General features: G+C 40.2%; 20 protein-coding genes and 1 riboswitch. Of the genes, 4 read left to right on the forward strand and 16 right to left on the reverse strand.

What is annotated here, in order from left to right:
* Positions 1-11 precede the first annotated feature (11 nt).
* Positions 12-1,358 (forward strand): sensor domain-containing diguanylate cyclase, encoded by a 1,347-nt coding sequence (locus SG0102_RS15190; protein WP_157983082.1) that lies wholly within the window; start codon positions 12-14, stop codon positions 1,356-1,358.
* 55 nt (positions 1,359-1,413) lie between these two features.
* Positions 1,414-2,346 (forward strand): alpha/beta hydrolase, encoded by a 933-nt coding sequence (locus SG0102_RS15195; RefSeq protein ID WP_125120722.1) that lies wholly within the window; start codon positions 1,414-1,416, stop codon positions 2,344-2,346.
* Here the strand turns inward: SG0102_RS15195 and SG0102_RS15200 are convergent.
* The 5 genes from SG0102_RS15200 to SG0102_RS15220 are packed head-to-tail and all read right to left on the reverse strand — an operon-like array spanning position 2,343 to position 6,717.
* Positions 2,343-3,242 carry a ketopantoate reductase family protein gene (locus SG0102_RS15200; RefSeq protein ID WP_125120723.1) on the reverse strand — a complete coding sequence of 300 codons (900 nt, stop codon included), beginning with the start codon at positions 3,240-3,242 and terminating at the stop codon, positions 2,343-2,345. The genes SG0102_RS15195 and SG0102_RS15200 overlap by 4 nt on opposite strands.
* A 43-nt stretch (positions 3,243-3,285) precedes the next feature.
* Positions 3,286-4,599 (reverse strand): diaminopimelate decarboxylase, encoded by a 1,314-nt coding sequence (lysA, locus tag SG0102_RS15205; RefSeq protein ID WP_125120724.1) that lies wholly within the window; start codon positions 4,597-4,599, stop codon positions 3,286-3,288.
* 13 nt (positions 4,600-4,612) lie between these two features.
* Positions 4,613-5,359, reverse strand: coding sequence for a 4-hydroxy-tetrahydrodipicolinate reductase (gene dapB / locus SG0102_RS15210; RefSeq protein ID WP_125120725.1), 747 nt, complete (start codon positions 5,357-5,359; stop codon positions 4,613-4,615).
* 1 nt (position 5,360) lies between these two features.
* Positions 5,361-6,260, reverse strand: a complete 900-nt coding sequence (gene dapA / locus SG0102_RS15215) for a 4-hydroxy-tetrahydrodipicolinate synthase (RefSeq protein ID WP_125120726.1) — start codon at positions 6,258-6,260, stop codon at positions 5,361-5,363.
* Between the two features lies 1 nt (position 6,261).
* On the reverse strand, positions 6,262-6,717 hold the full coding sequence (locus tag SG0102_RS15220) for an ACT domain-containing protein (RefSeq protein ID WP_125120727.1): 456 nt from the start codon (positions 6,715-6,717) through the stop codon (positions 6,262-6,264).
* A 60-nt stretch (positions 6,718-6,777) separates the two neighbouring features.
* Positions 6,778-6,951, reverse strand: a riboswitch (Lysine riboswitch).
* Between the two features lie 342 nt (positions 6,952-7,293).
* Between SG0102_RS15220 and SG0102_RS15225 the strand changes: the two genes are divergently transcribed.
* Positions 7,294-7,965 carry a BglG family transcription antiterminator gene (locus SG0102_RS15225; RefSeq protein ID WP_125120728.1) on the forward strand — a complete coding sequence of 224 codons (672 nt, stop codon included), beginning with the start codon at positions 7,294-7,296 and terminating at the stop codon, positions 7,963-7,965.
* Between the two features lie 23 nt (positions 7,966-7,988).
* Here the strand turns inward: SG0102_RS15225 and SG0102_RS15230 are convergent, their stop codons facing one another.
* From SG0102_RS15230 to SG0102_RS15250, 5 genes are read right to left on the reverse strand one after another with little or no spacing between them, the layout of a single operon-like run.
* On the reverse strand, positions 7,989-8,699 hold the full coding sequence (locus SG0102_RS15230; RefSeq protein WP_125120729.1) for a GntR family transcriptional regulator: 711 nt from the start codon (positions 8,697-8,699) through the stop codon (positions 7,989-7,991).
* Positions 8,699-8,947, reverse strand: a complete 249-nt coding sequence (locus SG0102_RS15235; RefSeq protein WP_125120730.1) for a hypothetical protein — start codon at positions 8,945-8,947, stop codon at positions 8,699-8,701. Before SG0102_RS15235 ends, SG0102_RS15230 begins: the two co-directional genes overlap by 1 nt.
* A 1-nt stretch (position 8,948) precedes the next feature.
* Complete coding sequence (gene mnmE, locus SG0102_RS15240) at positions 8,949-10,283, reverse strand: tRNA uridine-5-carboxymethylaminomethyl(34) synthesis GTPase MnmE (RefSeq protein ID WP_125120731.1); 1,335 nt, start codon at positions 10,281-10,283, stop codon at positions 8,949-8,951.
* On the reverse strand, positions 10,276-11,484 hold the full coding sequence (locus SG0102_RS15245) for an MFS transporter (protein ID WP_331852251.1): 1,209 nt from the start codon (positions 11,482-11,484) through the stop codon (positions 10,276-10,278). Before SG0102_RS15245 ends, mnmE begins: the two co-directional genes overlap by 8 nt.
* 24 nt (positions 11,485-11,508) lie before the next feature.
* On the reverse strand, positions 11,509-12,771 hold the full coding sequence (locus tag SG0102_RS15250; RefSeq protein ID WP_157983083.1) for an Mbeg1-like protein: 1,263 nt from the start codon (positions 12,769-12,771) through the stop codon (positions 11,509-11,511).
* Positions 12,772-12,884: 113 nt separating this feature from the next.
* Here SG0102_RS15250 and SG0102_RS15255 point away from each other — a divergent pair, with 113 nt between their 5' ends.
* Complete coding sequence (locus SG0102_RS15255; RefSeq protein ID WP_125120734.1) at positions 12,885-13,583, forward strand: gamma-glutamyl-gamma-aminobutyrate hydrolase family protein; 699 nt, start codon at positions 12,885-12,887, stop codon at positions 13,581-13,583.
* Positions 13,584-13,613: 30 nt separating this feature from the next.
* Here SG0102_RS15255 and SG0102_RS15260 read toward each other — a convergent pair whose 3' ends face one another.
* From SG0102_RS15260 to rpmH, 6 genes are all read right to left on the reverse strand, one after another.
* Positions 13,614-15,149: a sodium/proline symporter gene (locus SG0102_RS15260; RefSeq protein WP_125120735.1), complete on the reverse strand. Its 1,536-nt coding sequence runs from the start codon at positions 15,147-15,149 to the stop codon at positions 13,614-13,616.
* Between the two features lie 82 nt (positions 15,150-15,231).
* Positions 15,232-16,071: a DUF4300 family protein gene (locus tag SG0102_RS15265; protein ID WP_157983084.1), complete on the reverse strand. Its 840-nt coding sequence runs from the start codon at positions 16,069-16,071 to the stop codon at positions 15,232-15,234.
* 228 nt (positions 16,072-16,299) lie between these two features.
* Positions 16,300-16,902: a Jag family protein gene (locus SG0102_RS15270; RefSeq protein ID WP_125120737.1), complete on the reverse strand. Its 603-nt coding sequence runs from the start codon at positions 16,900-16,902 to the stop codon at positions 16,300-16,302.
* A gap of 9 nt (positions 16,903-16,911) precedes the next feature.
* Positions 16,912-17,802, reverse strand: a complete 891-nt coding sequence (locus SG0102_RS15275; protein WP_125120738.1) for a YidC/Oxa1 family membrane protein insertase — start codon at positions 17,800-17,802, stop codon at positions 16,912-16,914.
* Positions 17,803-18,138, reverse strand: coding sequence for a ribonuclease P protein component (gene rnpA / locus SG0102_RS15280; RefSeq protein ID WP_125120739.1), 336 nt, complete (start codon positions 18,136-18,138; stop codon positions 17,803-17,805). It abuts the gene before it with no gap.
* Between the two features lie 40 nt (positions 18,139-18,178).
* Positions 18,179-18,313 carry a 50S ribosomal protein L34 gene (rpmH, locus tag SG0102_RS15285; RefSeq protein WP_125120740.1) on the reverse strand — a complete coding sequence of 45 codons (135 nt, stop codon included), beginning with the start codon at positions 18,311-18,313 and terminating at the stop codon, positions 18,179-18,181.
* Positions 18,314-18,806: the final 493 nt, after the last annotated feature.

An 18,806-nucleotide genomic window follows, 5' to 3' on the forward strand; every position in this document is an offset into this window, starting at 1 on the left:
AGTTTTTTTACATGAAAGAATTAATGCAGTTTTTTGAAAACTACGAAGATGTGGTCTATATCACTGAGATCAGTACTAATAAAGTCGTTTTCCTTAATAAAGCAGGTCGGGAAGCCTTGCATTTGACAAGTGATGATCAATATTTGGGACAAAAGTGCTATAAAACATTTTATGGTTATGATTTGCCATGTGCCAACTGTACCAATGATTTTTTAAATGAGAACACGTTCTATGACTGGAGTGTTATTAATGAACGCGTCGCTTCGACTTTTTTGGTAAGAGACACGATGATTGTCGAAAATGGCGTCGCGTATCGCGTGGAAATAGCGACCGATCTTAATACTCTTAATCCATCTCCATCTCAAACGCAGATCAAAATGAATAATAATGAACGCATTCTTAATAATGTCTATGACGCCGCCTATAGTACAAATGATCCCATTAAGGCGATTGAGCTGTCCATCGAAACTTTAGGGCGACAGTTTGATAGTGACCGCATGTACATTTTTGAGGATAATCCAGACGGCACTTCATCCAATACGTATGAATGGTGCCGGGAAGGCATTACCCCAGAAATTCATAATCTCCAGAATGTGTCAGCAAGTACCATGCATGTTTGGAATAAACACTTTGAAAAAGGGGAAAATATCATCATTTATGATTTAGAGGAATACAAACCGATCGATCCGGAAATGTATGATACTCTCAAGCCGCAAAACATTCACAGCTTAGTGGTGGGACCGTTAACGCTTGGCAATCAGCGCTTTGGATTCTATGGTGTCGATAATCCTCCTCATGATGCGATTGGCAATATCACCACCATGTATACGCTCTTAGGCAAGTTTCTCGCTTCCCTGGTGCGTGACCGGGATCGCGCTAAAAAACTGCGTCAGCTCAGTTATAATGATGCCTTAACCGGACTGTTTAACCGTGCTTCCCTGCATGATTATATGAAAGCCTTGAAGAATCAGTCGATTACATTCTTTTTCTTTGATCTCAATGGTCTCAAGCATATCAATGACTACTATGGTCATCATGAAGGCGATTTATTTATTATCCGCGCAGCCAATGTGCTGAAAAACTTCTTTATGCCAGACCCTGTTTTCCGCATGGGCGGTGATGAATTTTTAAGCATTAAAATCGGCTTGACAGAGGCAGAGGCTCAAGACATGAATGAGGCCCTGCGCAAACATTTGGTAGACGAAGATATCTCGACAGCTGTCGGGATGGTCTGGAAACCAGATAATTCTTTACCATTCAATATCATTTTCAAAGAAGCCGATTATCAGATGTATAACGACAAGAAAAAATACTATAGTTCAAGGCTGCATGATCGCCGTATTGATCGTAACTCATAAATTCATTTCATTCATTTTTTGAATATGTTAAACTGAAAGAAAGGGGGTTAAACACATGAAAAAAGATACCAAAATTGCCATTGGGGCAGCCCTGGTTACCGGGGTGATTACTTACAGTCTGATCGGTTATGAAGCACTCAAATTTGCGGCGCAGCGCAATTTAAAAAGAAAAGCGATTCATACACCTGATGTCCACCACGAATTAAAGAAAGAAGATATGGATTTCTTAGATCAGGCGCACTTTATTGACATGGAAATCACCGCTTTTGATGATTTAAAACTAAAAGGAAAACTGCTTCCAGCCAGTGAGGATAGTAATAAAGTCATTATTCTTGTCCACGGTTATCATTCGACGAATTTCCGCGACTGGGCTTACTTCTTACGTTTCTATCATGAATTAGGCTATCATATCTTACTGCCAAATGCCCGCGCTCATGGCGATAGCGAAGGGGACTATGCTGGTTTTGGCTGGTTAGATCGCTTAGATATCTTAGAATGGATTCATGAAGTCCAGAAATATTTTGCCTTCAAACCATTACAAATTGTTTTACACGGCTTATCGATGGGCGGCGCGGCCGTTTTAATGGCCAGTGGTGAAGATTTATCGCAGGATGTCAAATGCATTATTTCCGACTGCAGCTATACTAATATCATTGATGAATTCAGAAATATCCTGAAAAACAAAAAAATCCCTTCAAACTTGCTTGTTCCAAATGCAGAAACAATGTCGAAGAGAGTTCTTGGTTATGATATTAAAGATGCCGATGCTACTAAGCAGGTGGCGAAGTCTCATACCCCAACATTATTCATTCATGGAGATCAGGATGACTTTGTCCCAACTTATATGGTCTATGAATTATATAAAGCCTGCAATGCCCCAAAAGACTTACTCGTTGTCGAAGGAGCGAACCATGCCGATAGCTACATGGTGAATCAGCCGCTTTATGAAAGTACCGTTAAAAATTTCTTAAACAAATACGTTCATTAATTTCCTAGCATTGCTAGGAAATTTTCATTATAAGGGACTTTCACCTTATATTTATGGGCGAGGGGCACAATCATCCCGGCAAACAAACCAATTTCTGTCGGCCGATTTTCCAATACATCCTGAGCCATGCTTGGCATCCCTTGCGGATCAACAGCATCTAAAGCCTTCATCCAGGCCGTGATGTCCTCTTCAGTAAGACGAATATCTTCAAAGGCGGCGACTTTCGCAACTTCCCGCATCGTCGCTATGACCATATCGCGATATTTTCCTTCTTTTTGGAGATCACCATAAGTGAGATGATAAGCTGCACACGTCTGATTGACGCCGCAGTTAATCATAAGTTTAGAATAGGCATCACGTTTAATATCCGTTGAGAGGAGATAAGGAATCTCGGCATAGTCAAAGACTTCCTCCAAGCGGGCTAAGTTGGCTAAGTCATTACGATCTTCCGCGCCGATTACTAATTCGCCAAGAGGATGAGCGGTAACCTGGTTATTATGGTAAACCGAGCTCATCTTCTGAGCGATCGTGCGAATAACGTGATAACGGCCAAAAGATTCACGCAAGTCATCTTCACTCTTGATCCCGTTCATCGTCGAAATAATAACGGTTGACTCATGAACAAAAGGACGAATTTCTTCAATTGTCTGTTTAATTTTCACATACTTCGTGGCCACAATAATCAGATCTGGATAAAAGTCATCCCCCTGGGTAATATACTGAAAATGCATCGGCTGGCCATTGAAGAGGACATCCTGTTTTTCATATCTTGCTTTACGTTTTGCATCGCAGAGGAAGGCAACATGTTTATAACCCATTTTTTTCATTAGTAAGGAGCCATAGATCACGCCGATCGCACCGCGACCGACAATGGCAATATTCTGTATCTTCTCCATCGGAAAACCTCCTTTTAGCAAAAAAGACAATCGTGTGATTGCCTTATTTGTAATCTTCTGTCACATCATAGGCAACCAGATCATCGAAAGTCTGGCGGCGAATTACGCATTTCGTTTTGCCTTCATAAGTGAAGACAACCGCAGGCTTTGGCAGCTGATTGTAGTTTGATGACATAGTGTAGTTATAAGCACCGGTCGTGAAAACAGCAAAGATATCACCCGGCATAATATTGGCCGTGACATTGACATCTTTGACGACAATATCCCCGCTTTCGCAGCATTTCCCAGCGACGCGGACATTTTTCGTCTTCGTTTCACCAGCTTTATTCGCAACGATGCCATCATAGTCAGCATCGTATAAAGCGGTACGGATATTGTCGGCCATCCCGCCATCGACAGAAACATATGTCCGCACATCAGGAATTTCCTTGATGGCGCCAACGGTATAAAGAGTGATCCCGGCATTCCCGACAACATAACGGCCTGGTTCGATCATGACTGCTGGATGCGCCCAGCCTTTTTCATCATAATGCCCATAGATGACTTTCATAATTTCAGAAGTGATGACTTCAAAATCTAGCGGTTCATCATTTTTGTTGTAGGCGATACCGTACCCGCCGCCGGCATTGACTTTCGAAGTGACAACACCGAAGTTTTCATAGATTTCATCCACGAAGCCCATGAATTTATTCATCGCCGAAATATAAGCGTAGAGATCGAAAACCTGTGAACCGATATGGGCATGTAAGCCTTCGTATTCGATATTTTCAGAGTTTAAGATTTTCGCAATGGCCTTCAGATAGATGCCGTAGTGTGAAGAGAAACCGAACTTCGTATCTTTATGGCCAGTCATAATGAAGTTATGACCGCCGGCTTTAATGCCTGGTACAACACGGACGGTCGCTTTGACCTTCTTGCCTAATTCCCCAGCGATCTTTTCGCATAATTCAATTTCATAGAAGTTATCAATGACAAAATGAGTCACATCATGGGATAAGGCATATTCAATTTCACTTGGCAGTTTGTTGTTGCCATGAAAATAGATTTTATCAGGATCGAAACCAGCTTTTAAGGCAATCGAAATTTCTCCCGCGGAAACGCAGTCGATTCCGATGCCGTATTCACTCGCTAATTTATAAATAGCGAGACAGCTGAACGATTTCGAAGCAAAAAGAGGTAAAGCATTCTCATATTTATCTAAAAATTTTGTTTTTAACTCATTCATCTGCTGACGAATGTGTCCTTCGCTCATAACATAGAGCGGCGTGCCGTATTGCGAAGCTAAATCCGTGGCTTTCACACCATCAATATAAAGATCATTTCCCTTAATTGTCGCAAACTTTGTCTGAAGTACCATCCTGTTCTCCTTTTTAATTATAGAGTGTCTCTAAGTTATAGAAACCTTTGTCTTTTTTCGCTAAGGCATTCATCGCTGAAACCGCGCCTTTCGCGAAGATATCTCTTGATAATGCGGTATGCTTAATTTCAATTAATTCATCATCACCGCCATAAAGCACGGTGTGTTCTCCATAAATGGTCCCGGCTCTTAATGAGGCGATGCCAATTTCATTACGTTCACGTTTTTCGTGACGTGATTCACGATCATAGATCGGATGCGCGCCATCGATTGCTGAGGCCGCTGAGTTGTAAAGCATTTTAGCCGTGCCAGAAGGGGCATCAATCTTACGATGATGATGCGCTTCTAAGATTTCTACATCGAAATCATGAGCATATAATTCAGCGGTAAATTCTTTGACCATCTTATTGAGCATAGCGACACCATAAGATGTGTTGTAAGACTGGAAGATCGGCGCTTCTTTGCTGGCTTCCTGAATAGAAGCTAACTGGTCTTCACTAAAACCAGTTGTCGCAATAACAGCGGGAATCTTATGAGCTTTCACATAAGCTAAGATATCCGCTAAGTTATTAGGGTGAGAGAAGTCGATAATGCCTTCTACTTCACCAGTTACTTCCTTTAATGATTTATAAGCAGGAACACCAGGATCCTGATCAAAGACTGGTGACACAACACCGACTAATTCTAAATGCGCATCATTATTCACGGCATTGACAACTTTCTTGCCCATCACGCCGTATCCATAAACAATTACTTTCATTTTAGTATCCTTTCTTTTCGAAAGCTGCCATCGCATCGAATAATAATTTTTTATTTTCATCCGTCGTTGGGATTAATGGCTGTCTTAATGCTTCAGAATCAATATAACCCATATGTTTTAAGGCTGCCTTTGGCATAATTGGGTTTGTATCAATGAATAAGTATTTAGAGACATCATTGAAGTCTAAAGCCATTTCACGGGCTTTTTCTAAATCACCTTTTAAACATAACTGGGCAAACATTTCTGTTTCTCTTGGATAAAGGTTTGATAAAACAGAGATGACACCTTTTCCCCCAGCCGCAATAAATGGCAGGATATTATCATCACAGCCTGAATATAAATCAAAGTCTAAATCACGTGTTCTTGTTAAGACTTCCATCGCATAAGCGATATCATCCGTGGCATCTTTCATGGCGATGATATTTGGCACTTTCGCTAATTCCACAACCGTATCAACGGCAATCTTCATGCCGGTACGACCAGGCACGTTATACATGATTAATGGTAAATCAGGAGCCGCCGCCGCGATTGCTTTATAATGAGCAATCAAGCCGCGCTGTGAGGTTTTATTGTAATAAGGGGTTACCACTAAGTTGGCATCAGCGCCAACGGCTGCATTAAATTTGGCTTTTTCAATTGCGACAGCCGTATTGTTTGAACCGCCGCCAGCGATCACTTTGGTTTTTGTGCCTTTGCACATTGCAACGGCAATCTTAGTTAATTCCTGTTCATCTTCCCATAAGATGGTCGCTGGTTCACCCGTTGTCCCATTGACTAAGATGGCCTGTACACCGCCATCAATCATTCTTTGTACATGTTTTTTAAATCCTTCATAATCGATATCGCCATTGTCTTTCATTGGTAAGATCATAGCGACAGCGCTGCCTTCAAATAGTGCCATTTTATTTCATTTCCTCCTTAATGACTGTTAAAGCTTTTTCGATATATTTCTTATGTAAAACAAATGAGATCGAGATCTCACTGGTCGTCACCTGTGAGAAGGGGATCATATGTTTGCCTAAGATGGCGAATACCTCCGCCGCCACCCCTGGGCGATCACGCATTTCTTCTCCTTCGACAATCAGTTTGCCGACATTACGTTTGGTGAAGATATGAATACGCGGATGTTTTTCCGTTACTTCGCCAATCGCTTCGTTTAAGGCTTTGCTGGAAGAATCATCACAAGTAAAATCCATGCGTAATGAGTCTTCATAGTTGACTGATGAAATCATATCAATGTTTACATCATACTTGGCAAAGGTCTGAAAGATATCTGCCACCGGCAAAGAATTCTTTTCGACATTTTCCATACGTACCTGAATAATGTTTTCATCAGCTTCAATACGTGTAAAAGTCATAGTGTATCCTCCTTAAAATATAAAAAAACAATAGCGCAAGCTATTGTCATACGTTCAGGTATTTTCAATAGCTCTCCACAAGATGTCTTGTGACAGTGAGATAGATATTCTCTAGCCCACCAGTTAGCCAAACCATGCAGAACCTGACTCCTTCGGCAATCCTCCTCCTTCAATATCTGGCTGCACCCATTTATATAATACTGAATTCATAGTCCTTGCGCCTCTATTTGAGCTTAGTATACTACAGCTACTTACTAATTACAATCCTTTTAATATTTCGTTTACCGTTTAGAAAAACCCCTATTATAGGCTTTTGAAATTATGCTATAACCAAACATCACCGCTCATCTTACTGCATAAATGCATTTAAACATCAAAGGCAATCATCATCAATCATCTGATTTTATTTTAAAACGTATAAATTTAACATGTATGAAAGAGCTTGTAAAGGGATTTTTGACGAGTTATGAAAGATTTGAAAACGCTCTCAATTTATTTGAAAAAGTTATAGACAAAGCGTATGAAATACTATAATATATCGACGTATAAATGAACTGAAAGAAATGAGGAATGATTATGGTAATTGAACTAGAGGAACAATATAAAAAGCTCAAGGATGAAGTCTATCATACGGTTGCTCAGTTTTCACAGCAATATAAGTTAGAAACCCCAGATACGGTTATTTACAATTTAGCGATCCACTTATCATTATCGATTGCCCGGGAAATAACTGGCAGTTATATTGATACCAGCAATTCACAGCTGGAAGCTTGTAAAGAATTAAATACATATCCGATTGCCCAGGAGATCATTAAAGTCCTTAATGAGGAATATAAGATTGATTTACCAGAATCAGATACCTGCTATACCGCGATGTATCTGGCTAATAAATCATTATTAGACTTAGATTTCAACTGTGAATTTGACATCGTTGATGATGAAATTGAAAATATCATGAACGAAACTCTTGATGCTATTAAAGATCAGTTAGGCTATGATTTAAGAGAAAATGAAAACTTTGTGAAAGGCATGTCTTTACATTTCTATCCGGCCATTGAACGTTTAGAAAACAACAAGCAGCTTGATAATAATCCAATGGTCAAAGAAATCAGTTCTTATGAAGAACCACTCAAGTGTGCCCATATTTTAAATGACATTGTCACCAAACATTACAACAAATCTTTTAATGACAATGAACTCTCTTATATCACATTACACTTTGGTACAGCTTTCTATGATGCCAAATAAAAAGATCCGCGAGGATCTTTTTTTCATACGATAATGTTGTGATGAAAGCGGAAGAGATTGGGTAAAGCGCGTACTTCGGTATAATCAATGAGCACACTTTCCTGATCATAGAGATGTTTACGGACAATCTGCATGATCGATGCCTGCGCATTGACATACTGACGATCCAAATCAGAAGCTGTTTCACTGCTCACATCATAACTGCAGGCTTTGAGACGATGCCCATGATCTTCAAGATAACGGGTGAGGGACTCCTGGGCCTGCCTTTGATCTAAGCGGTGATACACATCTTTTTTTAACATGTTAATTTCTAATATCACCGGCTGATCATCAATCAGCCGTAAACGCATCAGCAGCAATATCTCTTCTCCTAACTTAAAACCGCTTTGTAAGACAATGTTCTCATCAGCCGTGATCGTCGTCATCATCAAAAGTTTTGTCGTCACGTTTAAATGATAACGATAGCCAAAGGCATCAAAGCTTTCAACGGGATCATAAACATAGAGGGAAGAGGCGAACATCTGAAAGATGACCTTCACCCCTAAGCCATGACGGGAAAGAACATAGCCTTCTGCTTCTAGTTTCTTGATGGCGCGTCTCACCGTATTACGGGAAACGCCATAAATCTTTTCACAGCGATGCTCTGAAGGTAATAAACTCTCATAAGCATATGTACCATTTAAGATCTTCTTTTTGAGATCAAGATAGATTTCATCATATTTAATGGCTGGCATTATTTGCTTTTCTTAGCCTTTCTTAACATGTACTTGCTTAAGATAAAGAGCGTTGGAATTTCCACAAAAGAGGCTAAAGCTAAGGTCAGAGCAATCATCGTTAAAGCGTTGAGCACTGGGGTGCCTTGATTAAAGGCTGATAAGAGAAAGAAGACAATCAGTGAGACGACAAAGACGATTGCCACATATTTCATAAATCTTTTATAACGTAAACCAATTTGTTCATAAACATTCTGTTTTTGTTTCATATTATTTACCTACACAGAAACGAGAGAATAATTCATCTAAGAGATCTTCTTTCGCCTGTTCTCCTAAAATTTCTTTTAAGGCATTCCAACTGTCATATAAATCTTCAACGATCAAATCGACTGGGACACTTAACCGCATCGCCGAGATCGCCGCATCTAAAGATTTCGATGCTTTCATTAACAGCGATAACTGACGCTCATTGGCGACTACCTGCGCATCCTGACCATTCATTGACGAGAAATCAAAACTGTCTTTGATATAGTTAGTTAAAGCATCAATCTTCATTTCTTTGGCACTGATTTGAATGCCTTCTAAATCAACCACGCAGCCTAAATCAGCTTTATTGATGATAATGATGCGATTGGTATCTTTGGTCTTCTCTAAGATGCGCTGATCTTCTTCATCAAGCGGCGAAGAGCCATCAACGACAACTAATACCAGATCGGCTTTGTCAATTAATGAGAGTGATTTTTCAACCCCCATCTTTTCAATCGTTTCCTTCGTTTCATGAATGCCGGCCGTATCAATCATGTTCAAGACCACGGAATCTAAACGAATCGTCCCTTCGACGATATCGCGAGTCGTCCCAGCGATATCCGTGACGATCGCTTTTTCTTCATCTAATAAAGCATTGAGTAAAGATGATTTACCAACATTAGGTTTACCGACAATGACGGTGGAAATCCCATCTTTCATGAGTGAGACATGACGGGAACGCTGAATAATATCATCCATCTTCTCTCTCAGCGATACGCTTCTTGGCAAAAGCTTTTCCGCCGTTAGTTCTTCGACATCATCATATTCTGGATAATCAATATTGACTTCAATCTGAGTAATGATCTGAATCAGATCCTCTTTTAAGTCTTTAATAAAATGGGAGATATTCCCCTGAATGCCACGCAGGGCTAACTTGGCCGCTTCGTCATTATTGGCGGTCACCATATCAGAGATCGCTTCGGCCTGCGATAAGTCAATACGTCCATTGAGAAAAGCGCGCTTACTGAATTCGCCTCGCTGAGCTAAACGAGCGCCTTTACGGATACAGAGATTAAAGACTTTGCGGGTAATGAAGACCCCGCCATGACAGTTGATCTCGACCATCTCTTCACCGGTAAACGTATGTTTTCCGCGATAGATGGAAACGAGACATTCATCGACTTTTTCATCCCCATCCATAATATAACCATAGGTTAAAGTCTGGGTTTTCTTATCGATGATGCGGCCGCTAAAGAAGGACTGCACAAAGGCAATGACATCTTTACCGGATAAACGTATGATCGAAATAGCGGCTTCTAAACGACTTGTCGCAATCGCCGCAATAATATCATCATTCATATTTTCTTCTCCTTGTATAAACTATTGATAAAATAAGTGCTCCTAAAACCGCGAGCATGCTTAATAAAAATGGGCCCTTTTTATAAAGCGGATAGAGCATCCCGGCAAACAAAGCGCCTAAAATCATGCCGAGGGATTTTGTTGACTGATAAAAACCTAAAACCAGGTTACGGGTTTTTGGTTCACTGCGATTAGTAATCAGATTCTGTTCGATCGGCACACATAAAGCATACAAACCGTCAAAGACAATAACCATGGTCATCAGGGCTAATGCATTATTGACAAACAAAAGACTGATGACACTAAGCTCTGCTAAAGCTAATAAAGCCATATTGGCGCGACGGATATTTGTATGTTTTAAAAGATAAAGCCCCACACTCATATTAAGAATCAGGGTTACTAATCCGACAATGCCTTTAAAGGTGCCGTTGTATTTGCTGGTAAAGGCAAAAACATCTTTGAGATAGTAGTTAAAGCTCTGATCTAAACAGGTATAGCCTAAAAAGACGCAGGTTGTCATGCCAAAAAGAATCGCAAAGCTGACGGACATAAACTCTTTGGCACTAAGAAAGGCTTTAAAAGGGTTAGAGGCTTTGGCAACTTCTTTGAAAGTGGCCGATGTTTCTACATCACGATCTAATAAGAGATAAAAAAGAATCCCCGTAATGATTAACTGCATAATTTGGGCGCGAAAGCTGAGCTGTACGCCTAATTCGCCAACCATTCCGCCAATAAAATAACCTAAGGCATCAGAGATGGTCTGCAGGGTCGCATTCAGGGTTAAAAGGGAGCCACGCGAGGACTCATTCGCCTGATTGGCAATATAGGTTAATGAGCCGACAAAGAAGGCGCCACAGGATAAGCCGGCTAATAATCTTGCGATTAGAATCAGCCAGGAACTATGAGACAGGGAAAATAATAGCTGACATAAACCATAACCGATCCCGCCAATCGCTAAGGCGCTTTTGGAATTGATCACTCTTGTCATTTGGCCCCAAAAAGGGGAAGAGAGAAACATTCCAAAGGCCATCGCCGCAAAAGCATAACCAAACATCGCATCAGAGAGATGCAGCTGTTTAAAGAATGTTGGCGTTACAGGATGGGCATAGCTGGCCGCTAAGTTCCATAAAACCACCAATATAAAAAATCTTATTTTTTTCTTCATAAATGTCACCATGCCCATTATATAGGCGAAAAACATGTTTAATCAAGTAGAATACCCTGATCATTTCCCGGGCAATTCTTTGAAAACATGCCGCACTTTATCAAAAGGAATCTTCTCTTTGATATTCTCAGTCAGCGCTGCCACGTCAGGCACTTTGATCTTCCGATCACCGGTCCAGATTGCCAGGGCGACTTTAAGGATCTGATCACGTTCTTCCGCTGGAATCGTGACCATCGTTTTTAAGATATTGACAAGCGTCCCGACATTGATATCAAGAAAATCACTGGCGCTGTTACAGCCTGCTTTTTCTAATAACTGAAAGAACGCATTGACGAATTTTTCCTTTTCTTCAGCGTCCATACTATGAACCCAGTCTTTAAAGTCTTTCTCTACTTTCACACTTTCTTTATCGCGGGTCGCTAATAAAAAATGCTTGCCATTGACAATCCATGAATAACCATCATGCTGATTCATGCCTTCATAGAAACTATCTACGGTGTAATCTTTACGATAGTGATCCATACATAAACCAATGGCCGAGAATTTCGGCGTAAAGGTCATCATCCGATCTTTAATCTCATGATAGCGAGGCATATCTTCAAAGGGCTGAGAAAAGCCAGGTCCATCAAAGGAATAGAGCGCTTTGACTTTTTTAATAAGCTCTTCCTGACAGTAGAAGCAGCCATACATGGCAAGATTCCCGCCTTTGGAATGGCCGCCGATATAATAATGGTCAAAGATATGTTTGAGATCACAGGGAATCGTTTCGTTGAGATAAGAAACGGCGCGCACCTGGCCGGCGACATGTTCTTTATAAAGCATCATAAAGTTTTCTTTCCAGCCAACTAACGTATCATCGGTGCCGCGAAAGGCAATAAAGGTATCATGTTTGGTAAAACGGAAGTGCACAGCACTAAACTGCTCGGTTAATGTGGGATCTAATTCATCACAGAAGTGACTCAGCATCACATCACCAAAACGTTTAGATCGCGCAGCTTCTCCCAGGAGTTCGCGTTCATGCGCTTTTAAGCTGCGATGTTTATGCGGTTTATTGCCTTCTTCCATGGTAAAAATATCAACTTCTTCATCATGTTTACGAATATGCTTTTTCTCATAGGTTTCATTATCGGTTTCTAACGCTAAAATGGCATTATAAGCATCGACAATGGAGACTTCCTTGTCATCGTAAGGAACAATCCCATTGAAATCGAAATAGCATAACAAAGTAAAAATCAGGGCATCAATTTCATTGAAAGGATCTTCTTTAAAACTGCGGTCTCCTCTAAAGCGGACATAAGTTGTGACATTATCTCTTCTTTCCATTTCTATCACCACCTTTATTATATCAAAAGCCATGTTTTTTTAAATTGTCCCCTCGATATATTGTAATATTTTATCTATATGATAAAATATTATTACACAAAGAGGTGATCTGTATGAAGCCGATTATTGGCGTGACAAACTTAATTGATACCGCAAAAAACAGTTACTGGATGTTGCCAGAATATTTGGAAATGATTGAAGACTTAGGCGGCATTCCGTTAATTCTGCCGGTGCTTTCCGACAAAGAAGATATCGCCCAGATCTTAAGTCAGATTGACGGAGTGTTATTAACGGGCGGGCAGGATATTCAGCCTTCGCTTTATCGTGAACTGCAGTTAGAATGCTGCGGAGAAACTTCATTAGAACGTGATGAGTGTGAATGTGAACTGATCAAACAGGCGATCGCAAAGGATATGCCAATCTTAGGCATCTGTCGCGGGGTTCAGATTTTAAATACCATTCATGGCGGTACGCTTTATCAGGATTTAGCGACCCAGTATCATACTTATGTCAATCATCATATGAGTGCCCCCTATAACCGTTATGTCCACAAGGTCCGCTTAGATCATTATCTCCGTTATCTCTTAGGAGAAGATGAAATTGCCGTCAATTCTTACCACCATCAGGCGGTCAAAGACTTAGGGAAGGGGTTAGAAGTTAATGCGACTGCTGAAGATGATTTGATTGAGGCGATTGCTTTGCCAAGCAAACGCTTTGTCGTAGGGGTGCAGTGGCATCCGGAATTTCTCTATGATCAGGATGAAGCCAATCACCACTTAGTGCATGCCTTTATTGCCAAATGCAAGAAATAGAAAAAGAGCAGGGTTCTTAAAGAATCCTGCTTATTTAGACATCGATGAAACCTGATCAAAGTCCGCTAAGACATTGTCATCAGGTTTTTTTGTTAATAAGGAGACGATGATATTAATAAGAATGGCCACTAAGAAAGCTGGTAATAATTCATAAATATCAAAGTTGCCGCCTAATGGACGGACTAAGTATTTCCAGATGAAGACCATGATTCCGCCGCTTAACATGCCGGCAAAGGCACCATAGAAGTTCGAACGACGCCAATAGAGGGCTAATAAAACAGTCGGACCAAAGGAAGCCCCAAAACCAGCCCAGGCAAAAGAAACGATTTTAAAGACGGAGCTGTTAGGATCCCAGGCCATAATCATTCCGATGCTGGCAATGAGCACTAAGGAAATACGTGAAATCAGTAACAGTTTTTTCTGTTCAATCTTCTTATGGAAGAAGCCGACTAAAATATCGCTGGTCACACTTGAAGAGGCCGCTAATAACTGTGAATCAGCCGTTGACATCGTCGAGGCAAGAATCCCTGATAAAACGATTCCGGCAACACAGGCAAAGAAAATACCATGCGTTGATAATAATGACGCTATTTCCACGATAATCGTTTCAGAGGCATTTCCCGCTAATGGTTTTAAAGCCCCATTGGCACTGGCTGCTAAACCGATAATACCGATTAAAACAGAGACCGCCATGGCGATTAAAGCCCAGATGGAAGCGACACGACGTGATAATTTCAATTTAGAATCATCTTCAATAGCCATAAAACGTAATAAGATATGTGGCATGCCAAAGTAACCTAAGCCCCAGGCTAATGTGGAAACGATTGATAATGCGCTAAATGGCACGGCACTATGGGTCGCTGCATCATACTTTTTCAATAATGAAAAGTAGCCTGGTAAAGCTTTCGCATGGTTAATAACAGCATCCATACCGCCGGCAATCGTGACACCAAAGATTAAGATAATAAGCAAGGCCAGCGACATGATAATCGACTGGATGAAGTCGGTAGTCGAAGCGGCTAAGAAACCGCCTAAAGTCGTATAAGCAATAATGACAATGGCACTGACAACCATCGCCGCATGATAATCAACACCAAGTAAAGAATGGAATAATTTTCCGCAGGCCGCAAAGCCAGAAGCGGTATAAGGGACAAAGAAGATAATGATCCAGATCGCCGCAATCAGGCGCAGGACATTCTTTTTGTCGTGATAGCGATTGGAAAAGAATTCTGGAATGGTAATGGAATCATTTACTTCACTGTAGCGACGTAAACGTCTTGCCACAATCAGCCAGTTCAGATAGGTTCCGGCTGCTAAACCGATAATGGTCCAGCTGACTTCAGACATGCCGGATAAATAAGCTAAGCCAGGAATCCCCATTAACAGGTAAGAACTCATATCGCTAGCTTCCGCAGACATCGCCGTGACTAACGGTCCGAGTTTTCGTCCTCCCAGATAAAAATCACCAACAGTTTTATTGCGATCAGCAACTCTAAACCCGATATAAATCATCCCCACGAGATAGACAGTCATCGCAATAAGCATTCCAATTTGTGATACTGACATATTAAATTTTCCTCCTAATATGTCTTTTTTACCAAATTATCCGCTATTCGTCAATGCTTGGGGGAAGATCGTCTATTTTCTTTTATAAAGCGTGATGATTTTCCATAATCAATGGTTTGGCTGTCGGCTGATGCTGATCGACATCATATTTTTTCATCAGATAGGCTTTTAACTGCTTTTTCGAGCGGAATTGAACAGCCTGATAAGGCTCTTCAAAAGAGAGTTTTTCGACAAACAAATAGCCTTGAGAAGCTGGTAAAAGCACACCGGTATGACCGACAAAAAGATAATCTTCCTGCGGTGAGAAATAGCTATGCATGACCACCGAAATCATTGTGGCTTTACATTTTTTATAATGAATCCCTCTTTTATTCATCGCCTGCTGGTACCTTTTTCTTTGATAGTTCACGTTTTTCGTCAGCTTCGTCCCGCTAGCTGCATAATAAGTGATAAAGTTTTTCATATCCTTACTTGAAAAATAAGGAGTTGGCTGATCCTCTAAGGAAGAGAGATCCATGAATAATGTCTGATACTGATCTTGCGCCGATTTAGTGATTTTCAGCTGATCTTTCATAAGTGTAAAAGCCGTAATTCGACAGTTATTGCCAATGAAAGAGCCTTGGCTCTTTTCCCACAGCTGTGACTGCTTCACGCTGTCATAATTGGGGATCGCGGTTTTATAGCCCTGGGAAATGAGTGATGTATAGCGGATGGCTTTATTATACATGTTGACATCTTTGAAAAAGCGTTTCACATTTGCTTTAGATAACCCATCTTTTAACATGATTGCTTCGACACTTTTTTGCGTCTTGAGATCGGCAAGATTAGAATACGTGATTGACATGCTTTGGGCCTTCACAGGCTCAATCATACTGCTTAAAAGCAGGCATAAGCCAACTATGGCCATTTTTAATGTTTTCATAAGTAACCTCCATTTACTTATAAGAGCCATCTATAAGAAAAAAGGTGACAAAAAAAAGACATGCTGGGGAAACATGTCTTCATGATGTCTATTATCATTGACATCAAAATTAGGGAAGGGAAATTTAAATATGATTGTTTAGCTTTGTCAGGTTTCTCCTGACAAGGATACTATAATAAAGTAATGTGAAGGGAATATGAACACATAAAAAAAGAACTAGAGTTTCCTCTAGTCCTCAACATAATGAATAGTAATAAAACGGTTACGGCCTTCCCCCTGGGATTTCGTTGATAAGTGATCCATATCTGCAATGACCTGATGAATAACTTTTCGTTCATCAGCTGGCAGCGGATCTAATGCAACATCCACATGGGTACGCTGCACCTGCTTGCCAAAACGTTTGGCTAAGGCAGTGACCTTTTTATAACGGTTTTCTTTATAACCATTAATATCTAAGCTTAATTCAATCTTTTCTTTGAAAGCAGTGCTGACCGCATTCTTCGTAATGAAGTTTAAGGTTCTTAAAATGACACCGTTTTTCCCGATTAAGATGGAATTATGATCGGTATCTAAGTTGACATAGATGCGATCATCCTGTTTAAAGATTGCCATTTCCACATCGTAGCCTAAATCGGTAAGGATCGTGCGTAAATAGTTTTCAATGAATTCTTCAACCATGTTTTCCGTGAAGCATTCAATGACAACTTTCTTACTAAATAAACCCTTTTTTTCTTCGATTACATTATAGGTTAACTGATCTGGTGTCACACCTAAATCCTGGCAGGCGTTATTGATGGCATCTTCTAATGTTTTCGCCTCATAGTTTTTCATAAAATCACCTTATCTAATGACATTTGCGTCTTTCTTTTTCTTTTCTTCATCGGCTTTTTCAATGAAGTAGATCTGAATGAATACAGTACGAATGATCGTAATGATGTTGGTTGTAATCCAGTAGAATGACATCGCCGCTGGCATTGTCAAACCAAAGTAAACGATCATTAAGACCATGATGTAGTTCATACTCTTCATTGATTTCTGTTGCTGAGATTCTTTATAGTTAGGATTACGTTTTAACATAATATTGTTAATTTCAATCGCTAACCACTGGGTTAAACCCATCACCGCAATCAGAATAATATAAGCGAACTGACCTTTACCGATCTGCCCCATTGGCGTTGCCCCTAAGTTTAAGGTAAACGCAGTAGAGCTGTAAAGCACCTGCACACGCTGCACGGCTGCGTACATTGCGAACATGATTGGTAAGGTTAAGAATGTCGCAAAAGAACTGAACATTGAGACATCGTTATCTTTATAAAGTTTCTGGATTTCGGCCGACATACGTAACTGGCTAGCCTGGTCCGTCTTTCCTTTATACTTGTTCTGAATCTTTTCCATCTCCGGCTGAATCATCTGCATCTTCTGCATTGACACCGTTGATTTGATCATGATTGGTAAGATAATTAAGTTGATCAGGACTGTCATCCCAATGACACCCCATAAAATATTACCTGTTACGTTATTGAGGAATAAGATGCCCTTTGCAATTGGAATAACCAGCAGGAAATCAAAGAAGCCGGCTTTAGGCGTCCATTTTGTTGCTTCAGTAATTGCACGGCTGGCTTTTAACTTGCCATGGGCGTCCATGTTGTTAGTACATCCTGTTAACAATAGTACGAAAGCAAGTAATGCAAAGATCTTTAAATACTTCTTTGTACGTTCATCAAGTACCATTTACTTTTCCATCCTTTGTAGAGTTTTCTTATATAAAGAATCCAGCAGCTGCTTATTGGTTTCAAAATCGTTCTTCAGATACTGATTCCTTACTATAATGATATAATCACATTTTGCATCGACATCAAAAATGTCTTGAGCCATCATTCGCACCTGACGCTTGATCTTATTACGGACGACCGCTTTACCAAGTTTTTTAGACACCGAAATGCCGACTCTCAGATGATCATCATTGGGGAAGTAGTAAAGGACAAACTGTTTGTTTGCGACACTCTTTCTTTTATGAATGATTTTTTCAAAATCCTGACTCTTTTTAATTCTATATCGTTTTTTCATGTCTCATTAGAAAAAAAAGCCACATTAAAGTGGACATTTTTTAAACTGATAATACTTTTCTTCCTCTTTTACGGCGTCTAGCAATGACTTTTCTGCCACCAACTGTTGCCATTCTAGCTCTAAAACCATGAGTTTTAGCTCTTTTTCTTTTATTTGGCTGATATGTTCTTTTCATATTCATTTACCTCCATTTGTTTAAATTACTTTATACTAAGTTAACATATGCTCATCCATTATATGGGAAATGGCCCTTTAAGTCAACAAAATTCGGGAAAAGATTCCATGAATCCAGGAGAATTGCCATTTTTCGGCTAAATAACTCACAAATTCCTGGTTTTTCAGTAGGGTTTTTCACCAGAAAAACGCTAAAAAGTTATTCACATTCACTATTTTGCTTGAGTTCGGAAAAAGACAAAACAGCTCAATTCTAATATATCAAAATCGTATAGAAGAGGTTTTTGGGGGACAGAAGCCTCTTTTTTAGCACCCGAAAAGAAGACCTCAGAAGTTCCGCTTGCGCATAGCCCTTTTGGTGTGTACACTGAAGGGTGCCATTGTGCATAACTTAGGGTTTTACACACAAGTTATGCACATGTGATTCAATAGTTATGCACAATTGTGAATAACTCTATAAATTTCAATAAAACAGGGTGTTTTATGAGGTGCGT

The organism is Intestinibaculum porci (assembly GCF_003925875.1).
In the GTDB taxonomy this organism is placed as follows: domain Bacteria; phylum Bacillota_I; class Bacilli_A; order Erysipelotrichales; family Coprobacillaceae; genus Intestinibaculum; species Intestinibaculum porci.

What these genes read in the sequence shown, in the direction of transcription:
- SG0102_RS15190 (WP_157983082.1), top strand. Translation starts at nt 12, where the DNA reads ATGAAAGAATTAATGCAGTTTTTTGAAAACTACGAAGATGTGGTCTAT.
- SG0102_RS15195 (WP_125120722.1), top strand. Translation starts at nt 1,414, where the DNA reads ATGAAAAAAGATACCAAAATTGCCATTGGGGCAGCCCTGGTTACCGGG.
- SG0102_RS15200 (WP_125120723.1), bottom strand. Translation starts at nt 3,242, where the DNA reads ATGGAGAAGATACAGAATATTGCCATTGTCGGTCGCGGTGCGATCGGC.
- lysA (WP_125120724.1), bottom strand. Translation starts at nt 4,599, where the DNA reads ATGGTACTTCAGACAAAGTTTGCGACAATTAAGGGAAATGATCTTTAT.
- dapB (WP_125120725.1), bottom strand. Translation starts at nt 5,359, where the DNA reads ATGAAAGTAATTGTTTATGGATACGGCGTGATGGGCAAGAAAGTTGTC.
- dapA (WP_125120726.1), bottom strand. Translation starts at nt 6,260, where the DNA reads ATGGCACTATTTGAAGGCAGCGCTGTCGCTATGATCTTACCAATGAAA.
- SG0102_RS15220 (WP_125120727.1), bottom strand. Translation starts at nt 6,717, where the DNA reads ATGACTTTTACACGTATTGAAGCTGATGAAAACATTATTCAGGTACGT.
- SG0102_RS15225 (WP_125120728.1), top strand. Translation starts at nt 7,294, where the DNA reads ATGGTAATTGAACTAGAGGAACAATATAAAAAGCTCAAGGATGAAGTC.
- SG0102_RS15230 (WP_125120729.1), bottom strand. Translation starts at nt 8,699, where the DNA reads ATGCCAGCCATTAAATATGATGAAATCTATCTTGATCTCAAAAAGAAG.
- SG0102_RS15235 (WP_125120730.1), bottom strand. Translation starts at nt 8,947, where the DNA reads ATGAAACAAAAACAGAATGTTTATGAACAAATTGGTTTACGTTATAAA.
- mnmE (WP_125120731.1), bottom strand. Translation starts at nt 10,283, where the DNA reads ATGAATGATGATATTATTGCGGCGATTGCGACAAGTCGTTTAGAAGCC.
- SG0102_RS15245 (WP_331852251.1), bottom strand. Translation starts at nt 11,484, where the DNA reads ATGTTTTTCGCCTATATAATGGGCATGGTGACATTTATGAAGAAAAAA.
- SG0102_RS15250 (WP_157983083.1), bottom strand. Translation starts at nt 12,771, where the DNA reads ATGGAAAGAAGAGATAATGTCACAACTTATGTCCGCTTTAGAGGAGAC.
- SG0102_RS15255 (WP_125120734.1), top strand. Translation starts at nt 12,885, where the DNA reads ATGAAGCCGATTATTGGCGTGACAAACTTAATTGATACCGCAAAAAAC.
- SG0102_RS15260 (WP_125120735.1), bottom strand. Translation starts at nt 15,149, where the DNA reads ATGTCAGTATCACAAATTGGAATGCTTATTGCGATGACTGTCTATCTC.
- SG0102_RS15265 (WP_157983084.1), bottom strand. Translation starts at nt 16,071, where the DNA reads ATGAAAACATTAAAAATGGCCATAGTTGGCTTATGCCTGCTTTTAAGC.
- SG0102_RS15270 (WP_125120737.1), bottom strand. Translation starts at nt 16,902, where the DNA reads ATGAAAAACTATGAGGCGAAAACATTAGAAGATGCCATCAATAACGCC.
- SG0102_RS15275 (WP_125120738.1), bottom strand. Translation starts at nt 17,802, where the DNA reads ATGGTACTTGATGAACGTACAAAGAAGTATTTAAAGATCTTTGCATTA.
- rnpA (WP_125120739.1), bottom strand. Translation starts at nt 18,138, where the DNA reads ATGAAAAAACGATATAGAATTAAAAAGAGTCAGGATTTTGAAAAAATC.
- rpmH (WP_125120740.1), bottom strand. Translation starts at nt 18,313, where the DNA reads ATGAAAAGAACATATCAGCCAAATAAAAGAAAAAGAGCTAAAACTCAT.